We start from the raw sequence: 16,533 nt of genomic DNA, 5'->3' as shown, positions 1-16,533 counted from the left end.
GAAGCGTCTGTGCAGCCCTATGGCCTTTGTGCGATCCGGGCTTCGTGACTTCCTGCCCGAACGACGGCAATCACCGTAGCCAAAACAGTGCTCTCATTTGCTCGCCCTCAAGAACCAATGCCATTGACGGGCATCGACCGCGCTCGGCCTGATCGACAGCAAGGCAAAAACCAAGCCTGGCATGATTTTCAGTCGCTTGCGGATATAGACGGCCATGGCAATGCTCCAGATGCTCAGTGCAAGTGCGACACCCACCGCAGCGCCAAGCAGGCCGTACACCGCAACTCCGGCTGCACAGGCAATGATATTGGCCACAGCACCCGCTATCATCGTCGTTGCCGCAGCCCATTCATTTCCAGTCATGGTCAGGAGATTCTGTTGGGGCCCGCACAGCGCGACAAAGACATATCCCAAAATCAGAACCCGTGCGATCGGCGCTCCCGCGCTATAACCCTCACCGAAATAGCTCAAGAACGGCTCGACGATCACCATCATCGGGACGGCCACCAGGATGGCACCGCCAGCAGAAAGCAGGGTTGCGCGCGCGAACAGCTGTTGTAGGCCTCTGCGATCGCCTCTGACGTAGAGATCGGCTGCTGTTGGCGAAAACATGGTTGCCACGGCGATACGGGACAGGCCTACGAGCATCGCGACATTCAAGGCCAGCGCGAAAATACCCGCTTCAGCAATATGGCTTGTCCAGCCCAAAACCAGGACTCCTGCCCGACTGACGAAAACATCGAGCCCGGTGATGAGCATGAGCGGGGGGACGGCAAGCCACCATTCCCTCGAGGCGTAACTTGGCTTGGCGTGTCCCAGGTCGGGTGGTTCAAACCTCCTCGCGATGATGAACACCAGGGCCGCTGTGAAAGCGGAACTCACAAGCACCGCCAGCGTCACCGAGGGCGCATCCACTGTTCGAAATCCCGACAATGCCAGGAGGGCTACCAACACGAGCAGGAGCCCGTCTCGCATGATGCGCTCCGGCAACAACGCCGAGACAACGCCGCCGAAAGCACGCACAAGCGTGGCTCCGAGAGCATAGGCGGTAACCAAGGGCACAGCCATCATGCCGAGCACGATGCTTGTCTCAAGCCCTCTTTCCGTTGGATCTGAAAGGAACAGGACTGACGCAGCGCCGATCATCCCGAACAAGGTTGCCGCTATCAGCGATCTCTGCAGCGCAAATCTTATCACCCCGCGGGCCAGATCAAGCCTGCCACTGGCCCTATAGGCCGGGAGGAAACGCAACAATGATACATTAAAGCCAAGCGTTGCCAGATAGGCGAGCACTGACGTCCAAGCCTGAACGTAGGAATAGATGCCGTAGTTGTGAGGTCCGATAAGGCGTGCAATTGCCAACTGGGCAAGACTGGTCAAACCAGCGCCACCAATATAGATCAACAAGGCGAAGATGCTTGCCCAAGCGAGCCGCGATCCCATGTCCTTGTTGCGCGGCGGTGTGGTTGCTGAACCAGTTGTTACGTCTGCGCGATGAGATGGCAACTCAATTTGCTTTTCGCCGACCGCCCTATCGAAGCGCGACAATGCAGAAAGTATTTGTCTCTCAATCCGACAAATACTTTTAAAGGTCGATGGACCATCGGTGTATTCGACGGAGATGATTTCCCGGCCAGATGTTGTCAGGAGGTCATGCATCGCTTCAAAAACGGCGAACGAGCGCATGTTCACGTTCAAGTCGGCCTCGAAAATCCGTTCCGCCGGCGGCTCAAGCTCCATCCGCCTACGAAGGCGACTTTCCACGACCGCAGCTGGCACCAAGAGCCTGATGGTGAGATCGGCCGCCGGTGCGAGGCTGAGCGCCTTTTCCAGCGTTCTGGGGTTGGTGCTCCCATTGAACATCGCAAGCGAACCAATCGCTTGAACATATCCTTGATCGAAAATCGTAATTTCGGGCGATTGCTCCGCAGACTTCCAGCAACGCGAAAGGTGCAGGATGTATCGCCAGATTCGCGCGCGCCATATTCGGTTTTTTGGCGGTATCATCCTCACCATTGCAAAGGAATTGGAAATATCATCGGCTCGCCCTGCCGAAAAAAGCAATATTCTGGCTGTTGAAAATATCGCCGATACGATCCGTGATATGAACAGAAAGATTCCGAGATCATATTTGGCGGCCCTGGTGCTTGGCTTGTAGCTGAGGGCGACCTTGGCGTGATAGCCTTTCCCGCGCAGCTGCTGCGCAAGCGCATGTGCGAAGGTTGTTTTGCCGGATCCTGGAGGTCCGAAAAATTCAATGATCATCGTGTAGCTGGCTCGATTTAGGGACGCGATCGCTCCCTGGAGATTCTGTTGAAGATCGCAGACGCATCTTCAAACCCTCTCCAACAGAAGATCGGCGTTGTCTCCGAGCCTGGAGCCGGCTAGCCTCTTCAGGTTCACCCGGGTGAGCACACTCCCTACTGGAACGGTGGCGGATCCGCCGGCCCCTATTGCATCCAGAGCACCACGGGCAATGCTGCGCCTCGTCCTTGCCCAGCGAACGGCAAAAAGCACCGAATCGGCCCAGCGCTTAAGCAGCCTGGTTTCAGGCCCCCCGAGGCCCAGGGGACCGTTCATGATGACCACGTCGTAGGCCGAACGCAGCTCCTCGGTGAACTGGCATTTGTCGACGGTGGACAGAAGCGTCAGGAGATCATCGGAAGGTGCTGGAGCGGCCATGAGGTCGATACCGATTTCCGGCATCCTCGTGATTGCATCCTTCAGCACGCAACGTTCATTCACATAGTCGCCGAAGGAGTTCCGGGCCTTGTCGGTGCTGAATTCACCACGAAACCCGTTCGTGAGCCGTACATCCTTGCGATCGAGATCGAGGAAAAGCACTCTTCCTCCCAGCCGCGTTGCCGCCAGCGCCAGGCTCCATGCCAACTCGGTCTTCGCATCGTCCTGGATGCTGGACGTCACGAGAATGATATGCGGCGGCTGCCCCTTCCCCTGAGTTGGCGCCGCAGTGACGAGCAGCGAAGTCACGGCGCGGCTGAACGGCAAGTTCTGCTGGCTCAGAACCAGATGCCGTAGCTTTCTGGCGTTAAGTCCCGCAACCCTGGGAAGCAGTCCTACGCACGGGACCCCAAGCTCGGCCTCGGCTTCGGCTTCACTGCGCAAGGTTTGGTTGAAACCGTTGCGGACTAGGACAATGACCGCCCCCATGAGACCAAAGACGACCATGCCGGGGGGAATCAGGAAAATTGGCGACAATGTCATGGGGGTCGACGGCGGCCAGGCGGTCGAAAGGACCGCTACGCCTGGGGAAGGAGCGGCGATGCGACGTGTCAAGTCCTGCTGCCGGCTCAGGAGTTCGTTGTAATGCTGCGTCACGATGGCTACCCGAGGCTCAAGGGAACGCAGCCCCGAAAGTTGGCTCGCCGTGTCGGCCACGGCCGCGTCGAGCATCGCTTTGCGACTTTCAAGAGCCGTAGCCTGGGACCGGTAAACATTTGCCTCGGCAGCGATTCGGGCAACGCTTTGCTCCATTTCGCGGGCGATCGCGTTGCGCAGATCGCCGTCGGCGGCGGCACCCGACTGGCGTGTCACCAGGTCCGTCAACACGGGCGACCCGATTTCTTCAGCGATGGCCGTGACCGGGGCGCCCGCCTTGCGCAGGTCCTCAATACGGCGAAGGCGCGCTTCCGACGCGGAAAGACTGGCTTTCGATAGGAATATCTGCCGGCCGAGTTCCGCTGTCTCACTGGCTGCGTTGTTGGCCGCAGTCTGATCGACGGCGCCATGCGTGAGCCGGTATGTCTCCAGCCGATCTGTCGCTTCGACAAGATCCCTTTGTACTTGCGGAAGGCTGGCGACTATCGAATCCAGATGAACCTGATCCGATGCTCGGCTTTTTTGTACCAGATCTTGAATGTAGACTTGGGCGAACGTGTTCGCGACAAGTGCCGCACGCGCCGGACTTGGATCGGTGAACCCGATGGTGATGACGCGCGATCGCAGCTCTTGTCCGACCCTCATTCCCTTGCGTAGCGCCTTCAGCTCGGGCGCGTCCGCTGCGTCCGGATTTTCCGCCACTGTCTTATCCTGTCTCCAGGCCCTGTTCAGGAGGTCGATGAGGAACGAGCCAGCCGCGGGCGGGACGGCATTGACGACGCTCTTTCCGTTACCGTCGACTGGTTGGGCTTTGCGCAGTGCTGCCAGGACCCGACGCAGGTGGCCTTGCGAGGAGAGCATCGTCAGATGATCATCGATGTTCGATTCCAGCGAGTCCTGGGCGGATGCCACGCCACCCGAAGCACTGCTGCTCGGGGCGTCGATAATGACCTGCGTCGTTGCCTCGAACAGCACCGGGCGGGTGAAGCCTGCCAGTCCGGCCAGGATGCCGCCCAGAAGGGCCATGGCAAGCAAGAACCATTTTCGCGTCGTCAGGATGATGACGAGCTGGTGGAAGGGTGACGATTGCGTTGGCTCGCGTGGCGGCCGCATCAAGCGCAGATTGGTTTCAAGTGTCCCAGCTTCCATCTGCTTGGCGCGCGGACGCCGGGCGCGGTTGGCTATGGAACCTTCCATCTCAATCCCCTGTCAGTTCGATATGGTAAGAAGGGTGCGTGGCGACCGTCGATGGCCGCATGGCTTCGTTGCGCCACGCCTGAAACATGAGCACCGGCCACAGGTCGCGGAAATTATCTTGGCTTCCATGCAGATGATTGCGCCAGCATGCGTCGACCTTCTCACGGTCGATGACCCCGTCCCCGGAGCGGCCGATCGTGGCAATGATATCGGTTGCCCACCCGCGCAAGGGCCCTTTCAACCAAGTCCCGACCGGAACGTCGAAACCTTGCTTGGGCCGGTCGACCAGTCGGCGTGGTACATAACGATCAAGCAGTCGGCGAAGCAACCATTTGCCCTTCCCGTTTCGGACTTTGGCACGGGCTGGCAAGCGCCAGGCGAATTCAACGACGCGATGGTCCAGGATCGGGCATCGCCCCTCGAGGCTGTTGGCCATAGTGGCTCGATCGAGCTTCACCAAAATGTCGCCCGGTAGGTAGCCTGTCATGTCGGCGAATAGGAGACGCGAGAGCAGGCCGTCGAGCTTTGTCGTGTCGGTAGGTGCTGTCGACGGCTTGCGATGAACAAGGTCGTTGGCTGAAGATTTGGTCAGTTGCAGAAGGAGTTCGTCCTCATCTCGCGCCGCGAGCAGGCGGGCAAGGCGAGCCAGGCGGTCACCGCGCAAGCCATGCCGCATATTCGATGAAAGCGGCAGATTGCCGAAGATATCTTTCTGAGAGGCTTGGGCCAGCAACCCAGCCCCCGATGCCAACAGCCGGCGAAATGACAATGGCAGCTCATGCTGCTTTGTGAGGCGGGCTGCCAGGAAGTGTCGAGAATAGCCTGCGAAGCACTCGTCGCCACCATCGCCTGAAAGCGCCACGGTTACATGTTGCCGCGCGAGCCGCGACACCAGCAGCGTCGGTATCTGCGATTCATCGGCAAACGGCTCGTCCCAAATCCGGGGCAGCTCCGGAATGACCTCAAGCGCGGCGGCCGGCGAGAGATGAAGTTCCGTATGATCGGTGCCCAGATGCCGAGCCACCGCGGCCGCATGGGGAGCTTCATCAAACCCACCTTCGCCGAACGCTATGGTGAACGTACGAACGGGGTTTCGGGACTGTGCCTGCATCAGCGCGACGACAGTCGAGCTGTCGATTCCGCCCGACAGAAAGGCGCCCAGCGGCACATCTGCAATCATTCGTTCCTTGACGGCCAGGCGGAGCAGGCTGTCGAGCTCGGTTGCGAGGTCCTCGTCGCTGGCAGCTATCGGATCGCGCTGTCCCTTGCAGGCGACATCGGCCAGCGACCACCAAGGGTGAATGCGATGCGCAAGCGAACCGCTGCCTCGGGCGTTGGCGAATTGCGCCGCAGTGACCGACAGGACTGATCCAGGTGGCAGCTTGAACACGCCCTGCCAAATGCAACGGTCATCCGGCACCCAGCCTTTGGAAACCATTGTCGTCGTCGCATCGACATCGAGTTCCGGGGTGAAGCCTGGGAAGCAAGTGATCGCCTTCAACTCCGAGGCGAAGACGAGCGCATCACGTGTCAAGGCGACATAGAGTGGCTTCTTCCCCATTCGGTCGCGGGCAAGCTGAAGCGTTCGGTTCTTCAGGTCCCACAGCCCAAAAGCAAACATGCCAGCGAAGCGCGCGAGGGCTGCATCAAGGCCCCAGCTTTCGATCGCGCACAGCATGACCTCCGTGTCGCTGGCGCCGCGGAAATGATGGCCCGCCCCTTCCAGTTCACGGCGCAGATCGCGAAAATTGTATATCTCGCCATTGAAGGTGATGACATACCGACCGCTCGCGGAGAGCATTGGCTGGCGACCCGCTTCGGACAGGTCGACGATGGCCAGTCGCCGGTGGCCGAAGGCTACCCCCCCTTCACGGCTCACCCAGAAGGCCTCACCGTCAGGTCCGCGATGACGAAGCGCCGTCGCCATCGGTCCGATGGCCCTGAGCGCACTTGCGTTGGCTGCATCGGGCGCCAACAAAATTCCGGCGATCCCACACATTCTAGCATCTCCTCTGGCGAACAATCGCGGGGATCGCTTCCGGCGTCCCAGCGGCAAGGCAGAGGGTCAGACAGAACCACACGATCGGATGGCGGATGACCAAATGCGGAGCACTGAAAACGGCGATCGATGCCACGAGCGCCACCAGAGCGTCCAGCTTCGCCCGCCAGGCGGACAACGCAGCCGAGCCGAAGATCCACATCAGGGCTAGAACCGAAATCAGGCCGCCCTGAGTGTAGAGATCCAGGATGGTGCTGTGCGCCTCGAAGGGCCGCGGCAAAAACTGTTGATTGACCACGGGCGGACTATCTAGGTGCGGGCCCGGACCCAGTCCAAGCGATCCCGATCGTGCCCCCTTCTCCAAGGCTGCATTCCAGAGGTAGAGGCGAAGCGCCGCGGTTTGGGCAGTCGCTTCCCCGCCCTTGTCTTTGGTCAGGCTCTTGGCGAAGTCTTCGGCGCTGGAGGCTTCGCTGAGGGCATAGGGCGCTATAGACAGGGCCAGCGGCAGGAAGCCAACGGCCATCAGGACGGCAAGCTGCCTTGAAAGGCTCGCCTTATTGCCGTCGCTCGTCAGCCAGGCCCGGACCCGCAGCCCGAGAAGGATCAGACAAGCCAGGACCGTGGTATAAAGGTAGGTATCGCTTTTTGTCAGCCTTCCGACGTAAACGGTGAATATGAGGCTGCATAGGGCAAGGCATCTTCCCCATTTATTGCTGGTGGTTGTGGCAAGATGCAAGGCCAGTGGACCGAGTAGGGCGCAGTAGAGCGCAAGCTGGTTCGGATTGTCGGACCATCCGCAGAAGCGGTCCCAGTACCAGGGCTCGACCCCAGCCTGATGGAGCCAGCCGAAGCCAAGCCCTACCTGGATGATGAAGCCCGCATTCGCGATAGCAACCATCCACCAGGCGATACGACGCAAACGGAAAGACGCGTTGGGCTCCGCAGCGGCCAGACAGGTGACGCACGCCAACAGCACATAGGCCAGCGTGTCGTGCAACAACGGATCCAGGAACAACGTGGTTGTCAGAAAACCGATGATGTAACCCACGCCCATGGCAAGCGCCAGGATCAGCCAGAAAAGCCCAAGCTTGGCCAGGGCCGGCGTAACCTCCAGTTGGCCGCCAGCAAGGATTCGCGTCATCGACAGCATTATCCAGAGCGTGAGGCATAGTTCGCTGTAGCCGAAGGGCAGCCCTGGGATGCTGAGTTGCGCCGCGTAGGACATCGCGACGCCGAAGGCCAGAAGCGCATCACGCATCATTGCCGCGCCTCGCCCAGTCGATGGGGGCTCGGCACCGCCTCTTCCCTCGGATTCGCCTGCGCAGCTTGAACAAGCCTGCTGCGATATCTGCCACCCAGGATTGTCTTGTATAGGTCGCAATACTGGTCGATGACCCACGACAACGAGAACCGCTCCCGCACGAATCCGACGGAACGGCTCCCCATGGTCTTGCCACGGGCGGGGTCGGAAAGAATATCGACTATCCGGGAGGCCAAGCCATCCGCATCGCGCGGCGCCACGAGATAGCCGTTCCAGCCATCCTCAACCACATCGTTGCAGCCCGGCATGTTGGAGGCGACGATCGGTAATCCGGACAATCCCGCCTCCAGCAGGACACGCGGAATTCCCTCGCGATATTGCGTCGGAAACGCAAACAGATCCGCCATCCCAAGGAGGGCTGGAATGTCGCGCCTTGGCCCCAATGCGACAACGTGGGGAACATGGCGCTCGATATCGGCTCTGCTGACGGCAAACGGACCTTCGGAGTCTTGCGGGCCGACAAGTACGAAACGCGCGTTGGGCCTCTCGCGGATAACGCGAGGAACCGCCTCGATGAGGGTTGGAATCCCCTTCTGCCGCGTGAGCCGGCCGACAAATATTATGACCTGGGCCGATTGAAGGCCAAGTTCCTCGCGCATCGTGGCAGCCGAAGGACCACGATACCTTGCCATCGAGAATGCATCGGGGTCGATGCCAGAACTCCGGATCAGTCGCCCTTTGCCGCGAGTCACCAGCCGGTAGCGCTCGAAGAAGGCCTGATCATCACTATTCTGGAAGACGGTCATGGCTGTCCAACGAGACGCCACCCCCTGAAGGCCGCAAAAGAAAGGACGCAATGCCAGGGCCCGCGGCTCCCGCGACGAGAATGTCCAACCAAGCCCGTTGATGGTGCGAACGACGGGAACGTGCCCGCGCACCGCCAGTGGAGTTAGGATATTGGGCTTGGTGTCGAAACTTTGAATGATGTCCGGACGCAGTTCGGACATCAGTTCACGGATCGCGCTGACAGCACCCCATTCTGCACCGCCGCTGCCAAAGCGGTCGAACCCAAATCGGCGATGGGCAATGCCATGGGGTGAGAAGGCGGCTCCGAGATCACTCGAAACGGCAGTGACTTGAAAACCCCTTTCGCGAAGCGCCAAAAGGAACGGGATTCTTAGTCTATGATCCTCGCCTCCAACGCAAACCAGATGCGGACTCATCCTGTCGCTCCTGGATGCGATCCCAATCGCGTAAAACAGCTGATCCTATCCGCGGTTTCCATGGCCGGTTTCATCGCCCCTGAACACACAACAGCCAGTCCCACGCTAGGAGCACGCTTTCGTGCTGTCCTCGTCTGTTTGCATGAAGCAAGCTGATCAACGATGCGGCAATGCAGCCACAACCGCTGTCGCCTCGGTCAGTGAGTTGGATTCATCCGGTCTGACGGTGCAAGGACGACATCTTCGCGTACAACACGGCGGGCCGGATATAGAAAAGGGCTGTGTTCGAAAGGTCCGCGCGCCGCGTTCAAAGCAACTTCCGCCCGCCTTCTCTCGCCGGATCAACATCGCGACCAGGCGGTGTGATGACTCGCACCGCCAGTTCTCCCGATCGCTTCGTCTGGAAACAGGCTTTCACCCGGTCTCTGGATATGGTCGGACCCACCAGCCGCATATTCCCGCGGCTAGGCGACCGCGTTGAGGAGCATCGAGCGGCTGCAATGGGAGGCTCTTCGCCAGGGCGCGATTCCTTTGCTGCCTGGGCTCAAATAAATCCTGCGGAAGCGCGCATTTGGGCGGTGCTCGCGCAACCGAAGCGCGCATTGGCCGATTGCCGCCACGGCAACGCACAAGGCGCTCCGGCAGACTCGCTGCAATGCTTTCGTTGCAGGCTTGAGCACCCCATACTTGGATCATCTACATACCTCTGAGGCAAGCGTAGCATCGAGGCTGTTGTGTTTTCCGGCGTATGATCAAAGATTCTATCAAGGGGCGCCGGTATTTGATTTGTCGCTAATGGATCCTTTCCCTAGGCAGGTGTGGGGCGCCTACCGAATCGGACGAAGGGCATGTCAATGACAACACTCCATTACGCCTCGGGCGGGTCGGCCTCCGAGGTCGCGAAAGCCGGATTCAATCTTGTTGATGTATCTTCCTTGGACCAGCTCAACGCCTTGCCGGCCGGCCAGAAAGGCCTGGTGTGGCTCAATGAAGCCGATGGTGCAACCTCCTCCTTTATCCAGAAGGTCACGCCCTTCATCGGCAATCCGAAAGTGTTTGGCTTCTTCCTGGTCGATGAGCCGGACCCGACCGGCAAATGGGGAACTTATGCCACCGCCGCTGATCTGAAGGCGGAGTCAGACTGGATCCACAGCCACCTGCCCGGCGCCAAGACCTTCATAACCATGATGAACATGGGGTCTTCCGCTAACCCCGACTTTTCAAACACATTCAATCCTGCCAACACGCATATCGACTATTACGGCTTGGATCCCTACCCGGTACGGACCGGAACAAGCACGATTGACTACAACATGATCGACAGGACTGTGGCGGCGGCCGTCGCCTCGGGCATCCCGCTCAGTCAGGTCGTTCCCGTGTATCAGACCTTCGGCGGCGGCGACTGGACGACCGACACGGGCGGTCGCTATGTCCTGCCCAGCGTTGCTCAGGAAAAGACCATGTTGGACCACTGGGCCAAGGTAGCGCCTTCGCCGGCCTTCGACTATGCCTATGCTTGGGGTTCTCAACAGGGCGACACGGCGCTTGAGAGCTCGCCGACGCTGCAGGCTCTGTTCCTTCAACACAACCAGAGCACCGCAAGCGGTCCTTCGGCCAGCGAACCGACGCCGCCGCCTACCAGCACAGCGCCTCCGCCCACAAGTGTCCCTCCGACCAGCACCGGCGATCACATTTTCTACGGCACGGGTAGCGCGGATGTGCTTCGCGGCACCGCTGGCGCGGACACGATGATGGGCCGCGGCTACAACGACACCTACTATGTCAACAACGCCGGCGACAAGGTGGTGGAACTGCGGCACAGCGGCAACGACAGCGTGCTGGCATCGGTGAGCTACGCGCTGTCGGCCGGCTCGCAGGTCGAGCATCTTGCGACCACCAGCAAATTGGGAACTGCCGCTATCAAGCTCACGGGAAACGAATTCGCCCAAACCATCGATGGCAATTCCGGGAGCAACACTATCAACGGCGGTGGTGGGAGAGACGTTCTGACCGGACATGGCGGCAACGACGTCTTTGTCTTCGATTCGGCTCTCAAGGTCGGCAATATCGACAAGGTCACCGATTTCAAAGTGGGCCACGACAAGATCCAACTCGACCACACTGTGTTTGCCGGCCTGCATACCGGCACCCTTCCCTCTTCGGCGTTCTACGCCGGCAGGGCCGCGCACGACAGCGGCGATCACATCGTCTATAACAGCACGACCGGCGCGCTTTCCTTTGACAGCGACGGCTCGGGCGGCGCACATCAGATCCAATTTGCCACTCTATCGCCACATCTGGCTCTGACGGCGTCCTCGTTCATCGTGACGTGACCGTGGGAACGTCAGCCTGAGCGAGATGGTCTGACGTTCTTGAATATGGCTGACGGAACCAAGAAGCCCCGCCGAGCTTGTACTTGGTATGAGCGCGCGCGGCATCGAATTCCTGCAGAAATGGGTAGAGGACAAGATCCCACTCTACACCAAGGCCGATCCGGTTCTTGCGGCGAAACTTGCGGACCAAGCAACGGCGGATGCCATCAGAGCGGGAATCCGCCCCGAGGAAATCTCTGAGGAAGTCGGAAGCATGTTGACGACCATGCTCGAAGTGCTCGATCAGCACGATTCGACATGATTGCGCGCTTTGGCGGCAGATGCTGCCCGGCTTGGCGCCAAATGCATAAATGTGTCATGGATCATAGGTCATGGGCCAGCCTGGGGGTAGCATGACCAACATGCTCTCCCAGAACGCGCGCGACGACCCCGTCCACGTCGTGAGGTTCAGCACCATTGACTTGTATCAAGGGCCATCGGTCCTGGCGCAGGCACTCGCCGACCTCTCTTGAGATTTCGGCCTGCCTTAATCCTTTGTCCACGCCAAGTTCGAACAGCATAACCTCGAGGAGCGGTTGCTGCGCATGCCTATCCACAAGACGGCGGCGTAACGTTTCCTGCGGCGCGTCGAGTTGCACAACGAGATCCGGCCGCGGCAGGAACGCAAGGCACTTGCGGACCGCGTCGAGGCTTGGAGTTCTAGCCAGCACACCCAGCGCACACAAAGCCTGAATCATGCCCTCTTCGAAGATGAAGCAACCGGGCGACTCCCGCGCTTGGCGCCAGGACTGGCACAGTTGGGCGATGTCGACCTTCATTCGCCATGACCACACGCGGCTTCGAAGAGGGATTGATGCCAGAAGCCGGGCCGCGACACTGTCCTTCGGCAAGGTCGACAGCAAGATAGGACCGGATGTGGCAATCTTCTTGCCAATTCGCCCTATGCCGTGGCGGATTTCCGGAGCGTCATCCTGAACCGATCCAGGTTCAATCAGGCGATACCCATTTACTGTCTTCACATTGATGCCGTGTCTCGCCAGCCCTTGGCAGAGGCCGCGAAGCAGCGTGGTTTTACCCGCGCCAGGCGGCCCAAACAACTCGATGATCATATGCTCTCGTCTCCGAACGAGCAGTCATTCCCCTACCGATCAAGCTTAGCCGGATTTCAGATCACACCAACGTTCATTTGAATGATTGTTCCAGTCAGTGAATCTGGGCACCGAGCCCGGATTCTAGCGGAGATGCCGATCGCATCCGTTCGCCTGGGCAAGCCGTCTTGCGCTCCACGGAGCTTGCAAGGAAAAACGACCGGCGCTGGACACAAATGGCAAAACATCTGAAGGACGCTCGGGAAGCGCTGGCTAGGCAAGATCGAGGCATCATCCGAATGATTGATGAAAAGATCTCCGCGGCGAGCGATGTTCGACCGTCAGCTTGGCGGGGCCCTGAATGTCCTCAGTGTGTTTGCATTCGGAAGTGGCAAATCAAAACCTACAGGTGGATCTGCGACCCACCCGAAGGTGGTCAGTCGTTCCCGAATATGATCTTGACCAAGGGGGGCCAGTCTGGCGCCGTTACCGACAGATGGGTGCCAAATTTGCGGACATTCCAATCTTCGATCACCTTGGAGATGTCGCCAGGCGGTATCCTGACAAGCTCGCAATCAGCGACGGCGCCAACCGCCTGACTTTTTCTGAGCTTTTCCGGGCGGTCGAGACGCTGGCAACTCATATCGGTGCCGTCGTCCCCGAAGGGCAGGCCATCGGCATCCTGCAAGCAAACTCCGCTTGGTATCCTGTGGCGATGTTGGCGACCATGACGGCGGGACGGCCTTCGGTTCCGCTCAACACAAGAGATCCCGCCTCTCGCATTTTCGATATAGTCAGTGCCGCGCGGCTCGGCGCAATTATAGGCGCCGAAAATGTTCGCCCGGTCGAATTGGCCCAGGAGATCGTCTGGATCGATATTGCCGCCGCCGTGGCGCCCAACGATCAACACCCGGAACAGCAGCATAAGCACCCTATCGTTTCGGTCGATGCGCCTGCATTGGTGCTTTACACTTCAGGTAGCACCGGGCGCCCCAAGGGAATCGTCAACAGCCAACGAAGCCTGCTATGGCGGGTCCGGCAATATGTCGATGCGTGCCATATCAGCGCGGATGACGTTTTCCTGCCGCTGACCGGGCCAGCCACGATCGCCGGTTGCCGGGAGATCTTTGCGGCGCTGCTGACGGGCGCCACGTTGCATCTTCTCGAGGTGGAGGCTGTCGGCCTGCGCGCTACGCGCGCTCGATTGCAGTCCGAAGGTGTGACGATCGCCTATCTTGTGCCGGCACTGCTTCGAGCCCTCCTGGCTGAGGCGCCCGCCGACGCTTCCTGGCCGCTCAGAGTGGCCCGGATCGGTGGGGAGAAAGTGTCATGGACGGACATCGCTTTGCTGCGCAAAGCCGTTTCGGACCAGTGCCTGATCCAGGTCGGTTACTCATCGACTGAAACCATCGGTTCGCAATGGTTCTTGCCGCCTGACTGGCCCGAGCAAGACGCGTCGGTTCCCGTCGGCAGGCTGCTCCCTGGTATGGCATTCGCTATCGTCGACGAAGCGGAGCGCAATGTAGGGCCAGGCGAAAGTGGAGAGCTTCTGATCAAAAGCCGCTATGTCCTGCTCGGTCATTGGGAGAACGGTGTGGTCGTTCCCGCGCAGCCGGACCCCGACGATCCCGAGGCTCGGCTTTTTTCGACCGGGGACCTCGTTCGGCTCGACGATGATGGCATCTTGAGGATCGTCGGCCGCAAAGGGCGCCAGATCAAGATCAATGGTCGACGCATCGAGCCCGCCGAACTCGAACGGGTCTTGCGTTGCGCGCCTTCGGTGGCGGATGCCGTGGTGATGGTAACGGCCGCGCAGGAACTCATCGCCTTCGCGGTTCCCCAGCGCTTCGCAGGCGGCGCTTTTGCAGACGACCTTCGCCAGCTCCTCAGAATGACCTTGCCGGCACCATTGCGTCCCTTGCGATTGCACACCGTTGACGCAATCCCACGCCTGTCGGGAGGTAAGGTCGATTTGGCAACACTGGCCGAGATAGATCGTTCGCACGGAAGGAGGGCGCGAGCCGCCCGGTCGTCCACTCTCGATGCTCCGCCCGCCGGAGGAGCAAAGGACACGCGTCAAATAGTGCAGCACGCGTGGACGCAGGTTCTCAACACAGGCACTGCCACGGGAAACTGGGATGATGCTGGAGGAGATTCGCTGCAGCTGCTGCACTGCGTCATGGCGATCGAAAACGCCATCGGGCAAGAGCTGGGCCTCGAGGCATTCACCGTGGGCATGAGCTTGGACGAGATGGTTGAGGCGGTCGTCTCTGCACGGTTGGGCGAAGGGCGCGAAAAGAAGCACCACCCCCCGGTTCTTTTCCTGTTTCCAGGGTCCGTTGGCTATGGTCCGAGCCTGGCTGCGTTCGCAGCCGCCATGGCGAAAGTCGCCCGTGTAAGCCCGATCCGATATCCGAGCCTTGCGGCGATACTGGACGGACACAACAGCCTAAGCGCCATGGCTGGCGCCGCACTCGAGCAGATAAGCCGCATCCAACCTGCGGGCCCCGTGCGACTTCTCGGCCATTCTCTGGGTGGCGCGGTTGCATTCGAGGTTGCCGCACGGCTCATGAAGGCCGGGCGAACGGTGCGGTTCCTGGGCATCCTCGACACGAGCCTCCTGCACGAGCCGAGCAACCACGGGGAGACACTTACCCGTACGTTCTATCGTATTCGCACCAACCGCATATCCGCGCACCGGATGGCTTGCAGAGCCCTTGCGAAGATCACCGTCGCCGTGGGCGGCGAAGCGCGTCTGGCCAGGATTCTAGACAGATTTGCCAATGGAGAGTTCAACCCGACGATCTTCAGGACCAAACTGGAACTGCAGGAGGTTTTAAGGGCGAAGTCATTCTTCCAGTGGCTTGAGGCACCGAAACCGGCTCTGCCCCTCTCCGGTACCTTGTTCCGATGTCGCAGAGAGGGAATGCCGCGGGCCTTGGGCTGGGACAGCGTCTTGGCACACCTGGATGTCATTTCGATCAAGGGCAGCCACATCGACCTTGTCGTCGAACCAAACCTTGCCACCAACCGTCCGCTTATCGAGACGGCCATCGTGCAGACCTATTCCCCCGCCGAATCTCGCAAAAGGGAGGACTTGTCATCGACATAATTCCGGAATTCAGCAAGGACATGCTGGCGCTCGATGCCGGCGCGGAGGTCGATCGCATCGTTGACACCTTGCGCACTCAGGTTCTCGGCACCCTGCATCGTCGCGGCGTGGTTGTCGGTCTTTCCGGCGGTATCGACAGCTCCGTCGTCGCGACCTTGTGCATGCGCGCGTTCGGGAAAGACAAGGTCCTGGGACTGTTCATGCCGGAGCGGGATTCTTCCGGTGACTCCCTGAGACTTGGCCGCCGCGTCGCGGCACAGCTTGGCATCGAAAGCGTCCTTGAGGACATAGCACCGGCACTGGAGGCCATTGGGGCCTACCGCCGGCAGATCGAGGCGATCCAGACCGTCGTTCCCGATTATGGGGAAGGGTGGAAATGCAAGCTGGTGATCGCGTCGGTTCTGGAGAGCAGCGGGCTCAATATAACCCGCCTCACGGTCCAGGATCCGCAGGGTAAAGTAGATACCGTGCGTCTGCCGCCAGCTGCCTATCTGCAGATCGTTGCTGCGACAAACTACAAGCAGCGCCTGCGCAAGATGACGGAATACTATCACGCCGACCGCCTCAAATACGCGGTTGTCGGCACTCCAAATCGCCTCGAGTACGACCAGGGCTTTTTTGTCAAGCAGGGCGACGGAGCCGCCGACGTGATGCCGATCGTTCACCTTTACAAAACCCAGGTTTATCAACTCGCGGAATATCTCGAGGTGGATGATGAAATCCGGCGGCGGCCACCGACCACCGACACTTTTTCCATGGCCCAAAGCCAGGAAGAATTCTATTTCGCGCTGCCCTATCACCTGATGGATCTATGCCTCTACGGCCTGAACCACGGGGTCGCCAGCAATGAGCTCGCGGCGGTTGCTGGCCTCACCGAGCCCCAGCTTCAGAAAGTGTTCAAGGACATCGAAGCGAAACGAAGGGCGGCCCACTATCTTCACGCGCGGCCTTTGCTGTCCGCGGAAGGCGGAGATTGACCGA

The 16,533-nt window shown here is 59.9% G+C and carries 10 protein-coding genes; 4 read left to right on the top strand and 6 right to left on the bottom strand.

Annotated elements, in window-relative coordinates; translation table 11 throughout:
- Positions 1–93 precede the first annotated feature (93 nt).
- The 5 genes from X733_RS1000000167040 to X733_RS161820 all read right to left on the bottom strand — a co-directional run bounded on the left by X733_RS1000000167040 (position 94) and on the right by X733_RS161820 (position 9,019).
- Positions 94–2,265 (bottom strand): polysaccharide biosynthesis C-terminal domain-containing protein, encoded by a 2,172-nt coding sequence (locus X733_RS1000000167040; RefSeq protein WP_031193022.1) that lies wholly within the window; start codon positions 2,263–2,265, stop codon positions 94–96.
- A 69-nt stretch (positions 2,266–2,334) separates the two neighbouring features.
- Positions 2,335–4,536 carry an exopolysaccharide transport family protein gene (locus X733_RS161805; RefSeq protein ID WP_023733255.1) on the bottom strand — a complete coding sequence of 734 codons (2,202 nt, stop codon included), beginning with the start codon at positions 4,534–4,536 and terminating at the stop codon, positions 2,335–2,337.
- A 1-nt stretch (position 4,537) separates the two neighbouring features.
- The gene (gene asnB, locus X733_RS161810) at positions 4,538–6,535 is read right to left on the bottom strand and encodes an asparagine synthase (glutamine-hydrolyzing) (RefSeq protein ID WP_023817754.1); all 1,998 of its coding nucleotides are present in this window, start codon (positions 6,533–6,535) and stop codon (positions 4,538–4,540) included.
- A gap of 1 nt (position 6,536) precedes the next feature.
- Positions 6,537–7,796 (bottom strand): polymerase, encoded by a 1,260-nt coding sequence (locus tag X733_RS161815; protein WP_023681031.1) that lies wholly within the window; start codon positions 7,794–7,796, stop codon positions 6,537–6,539.
- On the bottom strand, positions 7,793–9,019 hold the full coding sequence (locus X733_RS161820) for a glycosyltransferase family 4 protein (RefSeq protein ID WP_023689774.1): 1,227 nt from the start codon (positions 9,017–9,019) through the stop codon (positions 7,793–7,795). Before X733_RS161820 ends, X733_RS161815 begins: the two co-directional genes overlap by 4 nt.
- Before the next feature lie 854 nt (positions 9,020–9,873).
- On the opposite strand from X733_RS161820, the gene X733_RS161825 reads away from it, so the two are divergent.
- Together X733_RS161825 and X733_RS161830 are read left to right on the top strand one after the other, a co-directional pair.
- On the top strand, positions 9,874–11,352 hold the full coding sequence (locus X733_RS161825) for a calcium-binding protein (protein WP_023817753.1): 1,479 nt from the start codon (positions 9,874–9,876) through the stop codon (positions 11,350–11,352).
- Positions 11,353–11,440: 88 nt separating this feature from the next.
- Positions 11,441–11,653, top strand: a complete 213-nt coding sequence (locus X733_RS161830) for a DUF768 domain-containing protein (protein WP_023817752.1) — start codon at positions 11,441–11,443, stop codon at positions 11,651–11,653.
- Positions 11,654–11,714: 61 nt separating this feature from the next.
- Here the strand turns inward: X733_RS161830 and X733_RS161835 are convergent, their stop codons facing one another.
- The gene (locus tag X733_RS161835) at positions 11,715–12,461 is read right to left on the bottom strand and encodes an AAA family ATPase (RefSeq protein ID WP_023817751.1); all 747 of its coding nucleotides are present in this window, start codon (positions 12,459–12,461) and stop codon (positions 11,715–11,717) included.
- Positions 12,462–12,936: 475 nt separating this feature from the next.
- Between X733_RS161835 and X733_RS161840 the strand changes: the two genes are divergently transcribed.
- Together X733_RS161840 and nadE are read left to right on the top strand one after the other, a co-directional pair.
- Positions 12,937–15,552 (top strand): AMP-binding protein, encoded by a 2,616-nt coding sequence (locus X733_RS161840; protein ID WP_348625854.1) that lies wholly within the window; start codon positions 12,937–12,939, stop codon positions 15,550–15,552.
- Entirely contained in the window at positions 15,549–16,529 is a 981-nt protein-coding gene (gene nadE, locus X733_RS161845; protein ID WP_280790516.1) for an NAD(+) synthase, read from the top strand. The genes X733_RS161840 and nadE overlap by 4 nt, the downstream gene beginning before the upstream one ends.
- The last annotated feature ends 4 nt before the right edge of the window (positions 16,530–16,533 follow it).

It is taken from the genome of Mesorhizobium sp. L2C066B000 (assembly GCF_000502335.1).
Classification (GTDB): Bacteria; Pseudomonadota; Alphaproteobacteria; order Rhizobiales; family Rhizobiaceae; genus Mesorhizobium.
This window is presented reverse-complemented; position numbering and strand designations above follow the sequence as displayed.

Coding starts and splice junctions, on each gene's coding strand:
- X733_RS1000000167040 (WP_031193022.1), bottom strand. CDS start 2,265: ATGATCATTGAATTTTTCGGACCTCCAGGATCCGGCAAAACAACCTTC.
- X733_RS161805 (WP_023733255.1), bottom strand. CDS start 4,536: ATGGAAGGTTCCATAGCCAACCGCGCCCGGCGTCCGCGCGCCAAGCAG.
- asnB (WP_023817754.1), bottom strand. CDS start 6,535: ATGTGTGGGATCGCCGGAATTTTGTTGGCGCCCGATGCAGCCAACGCA.
- X733_RS161815 (WP_023681031.1), bottom strand. CDS start 7,796: ATGATGCGTGATGCGCTTCTGGCCTTCGGCGTCGCGATGTCCTACGCG.
- X733_RS161820 (WP_023689774.1), bottom strand. CDS start 9,019: ATGAGTCCGCATCTGGTTTGCGTTGGAGGCGAGGATCATAGACTAAGA.
- X733_RS161825 (WP_023817753.1), top strand. CDS start 9,874: ATGACAACACTCCATTACGCCTCGGGCGGGTCGGCCTCCGAGGTCGCG.
- X733_RS161830 (WP_023817752.1), top strand. CDS start 11,441: ATGAGCGCGCGCGGCATCGAATTCCTGCAGAAATGGGTAGAGGACAAG.
- X733_RS161835 (WP_023817751.1), bottom strand. CDS start 12,461: ATGATCATCGAGTTGTTTGGGCCGCCTGGCGCGGGTAAAACCACGCTG.
- X733_RS161840 (WP_348625854.1), top strand. CDS start 12,937: ATGGGTGCCAAATTTGCGGACATTCCAATCTTCGATCACCTTGGAGAT.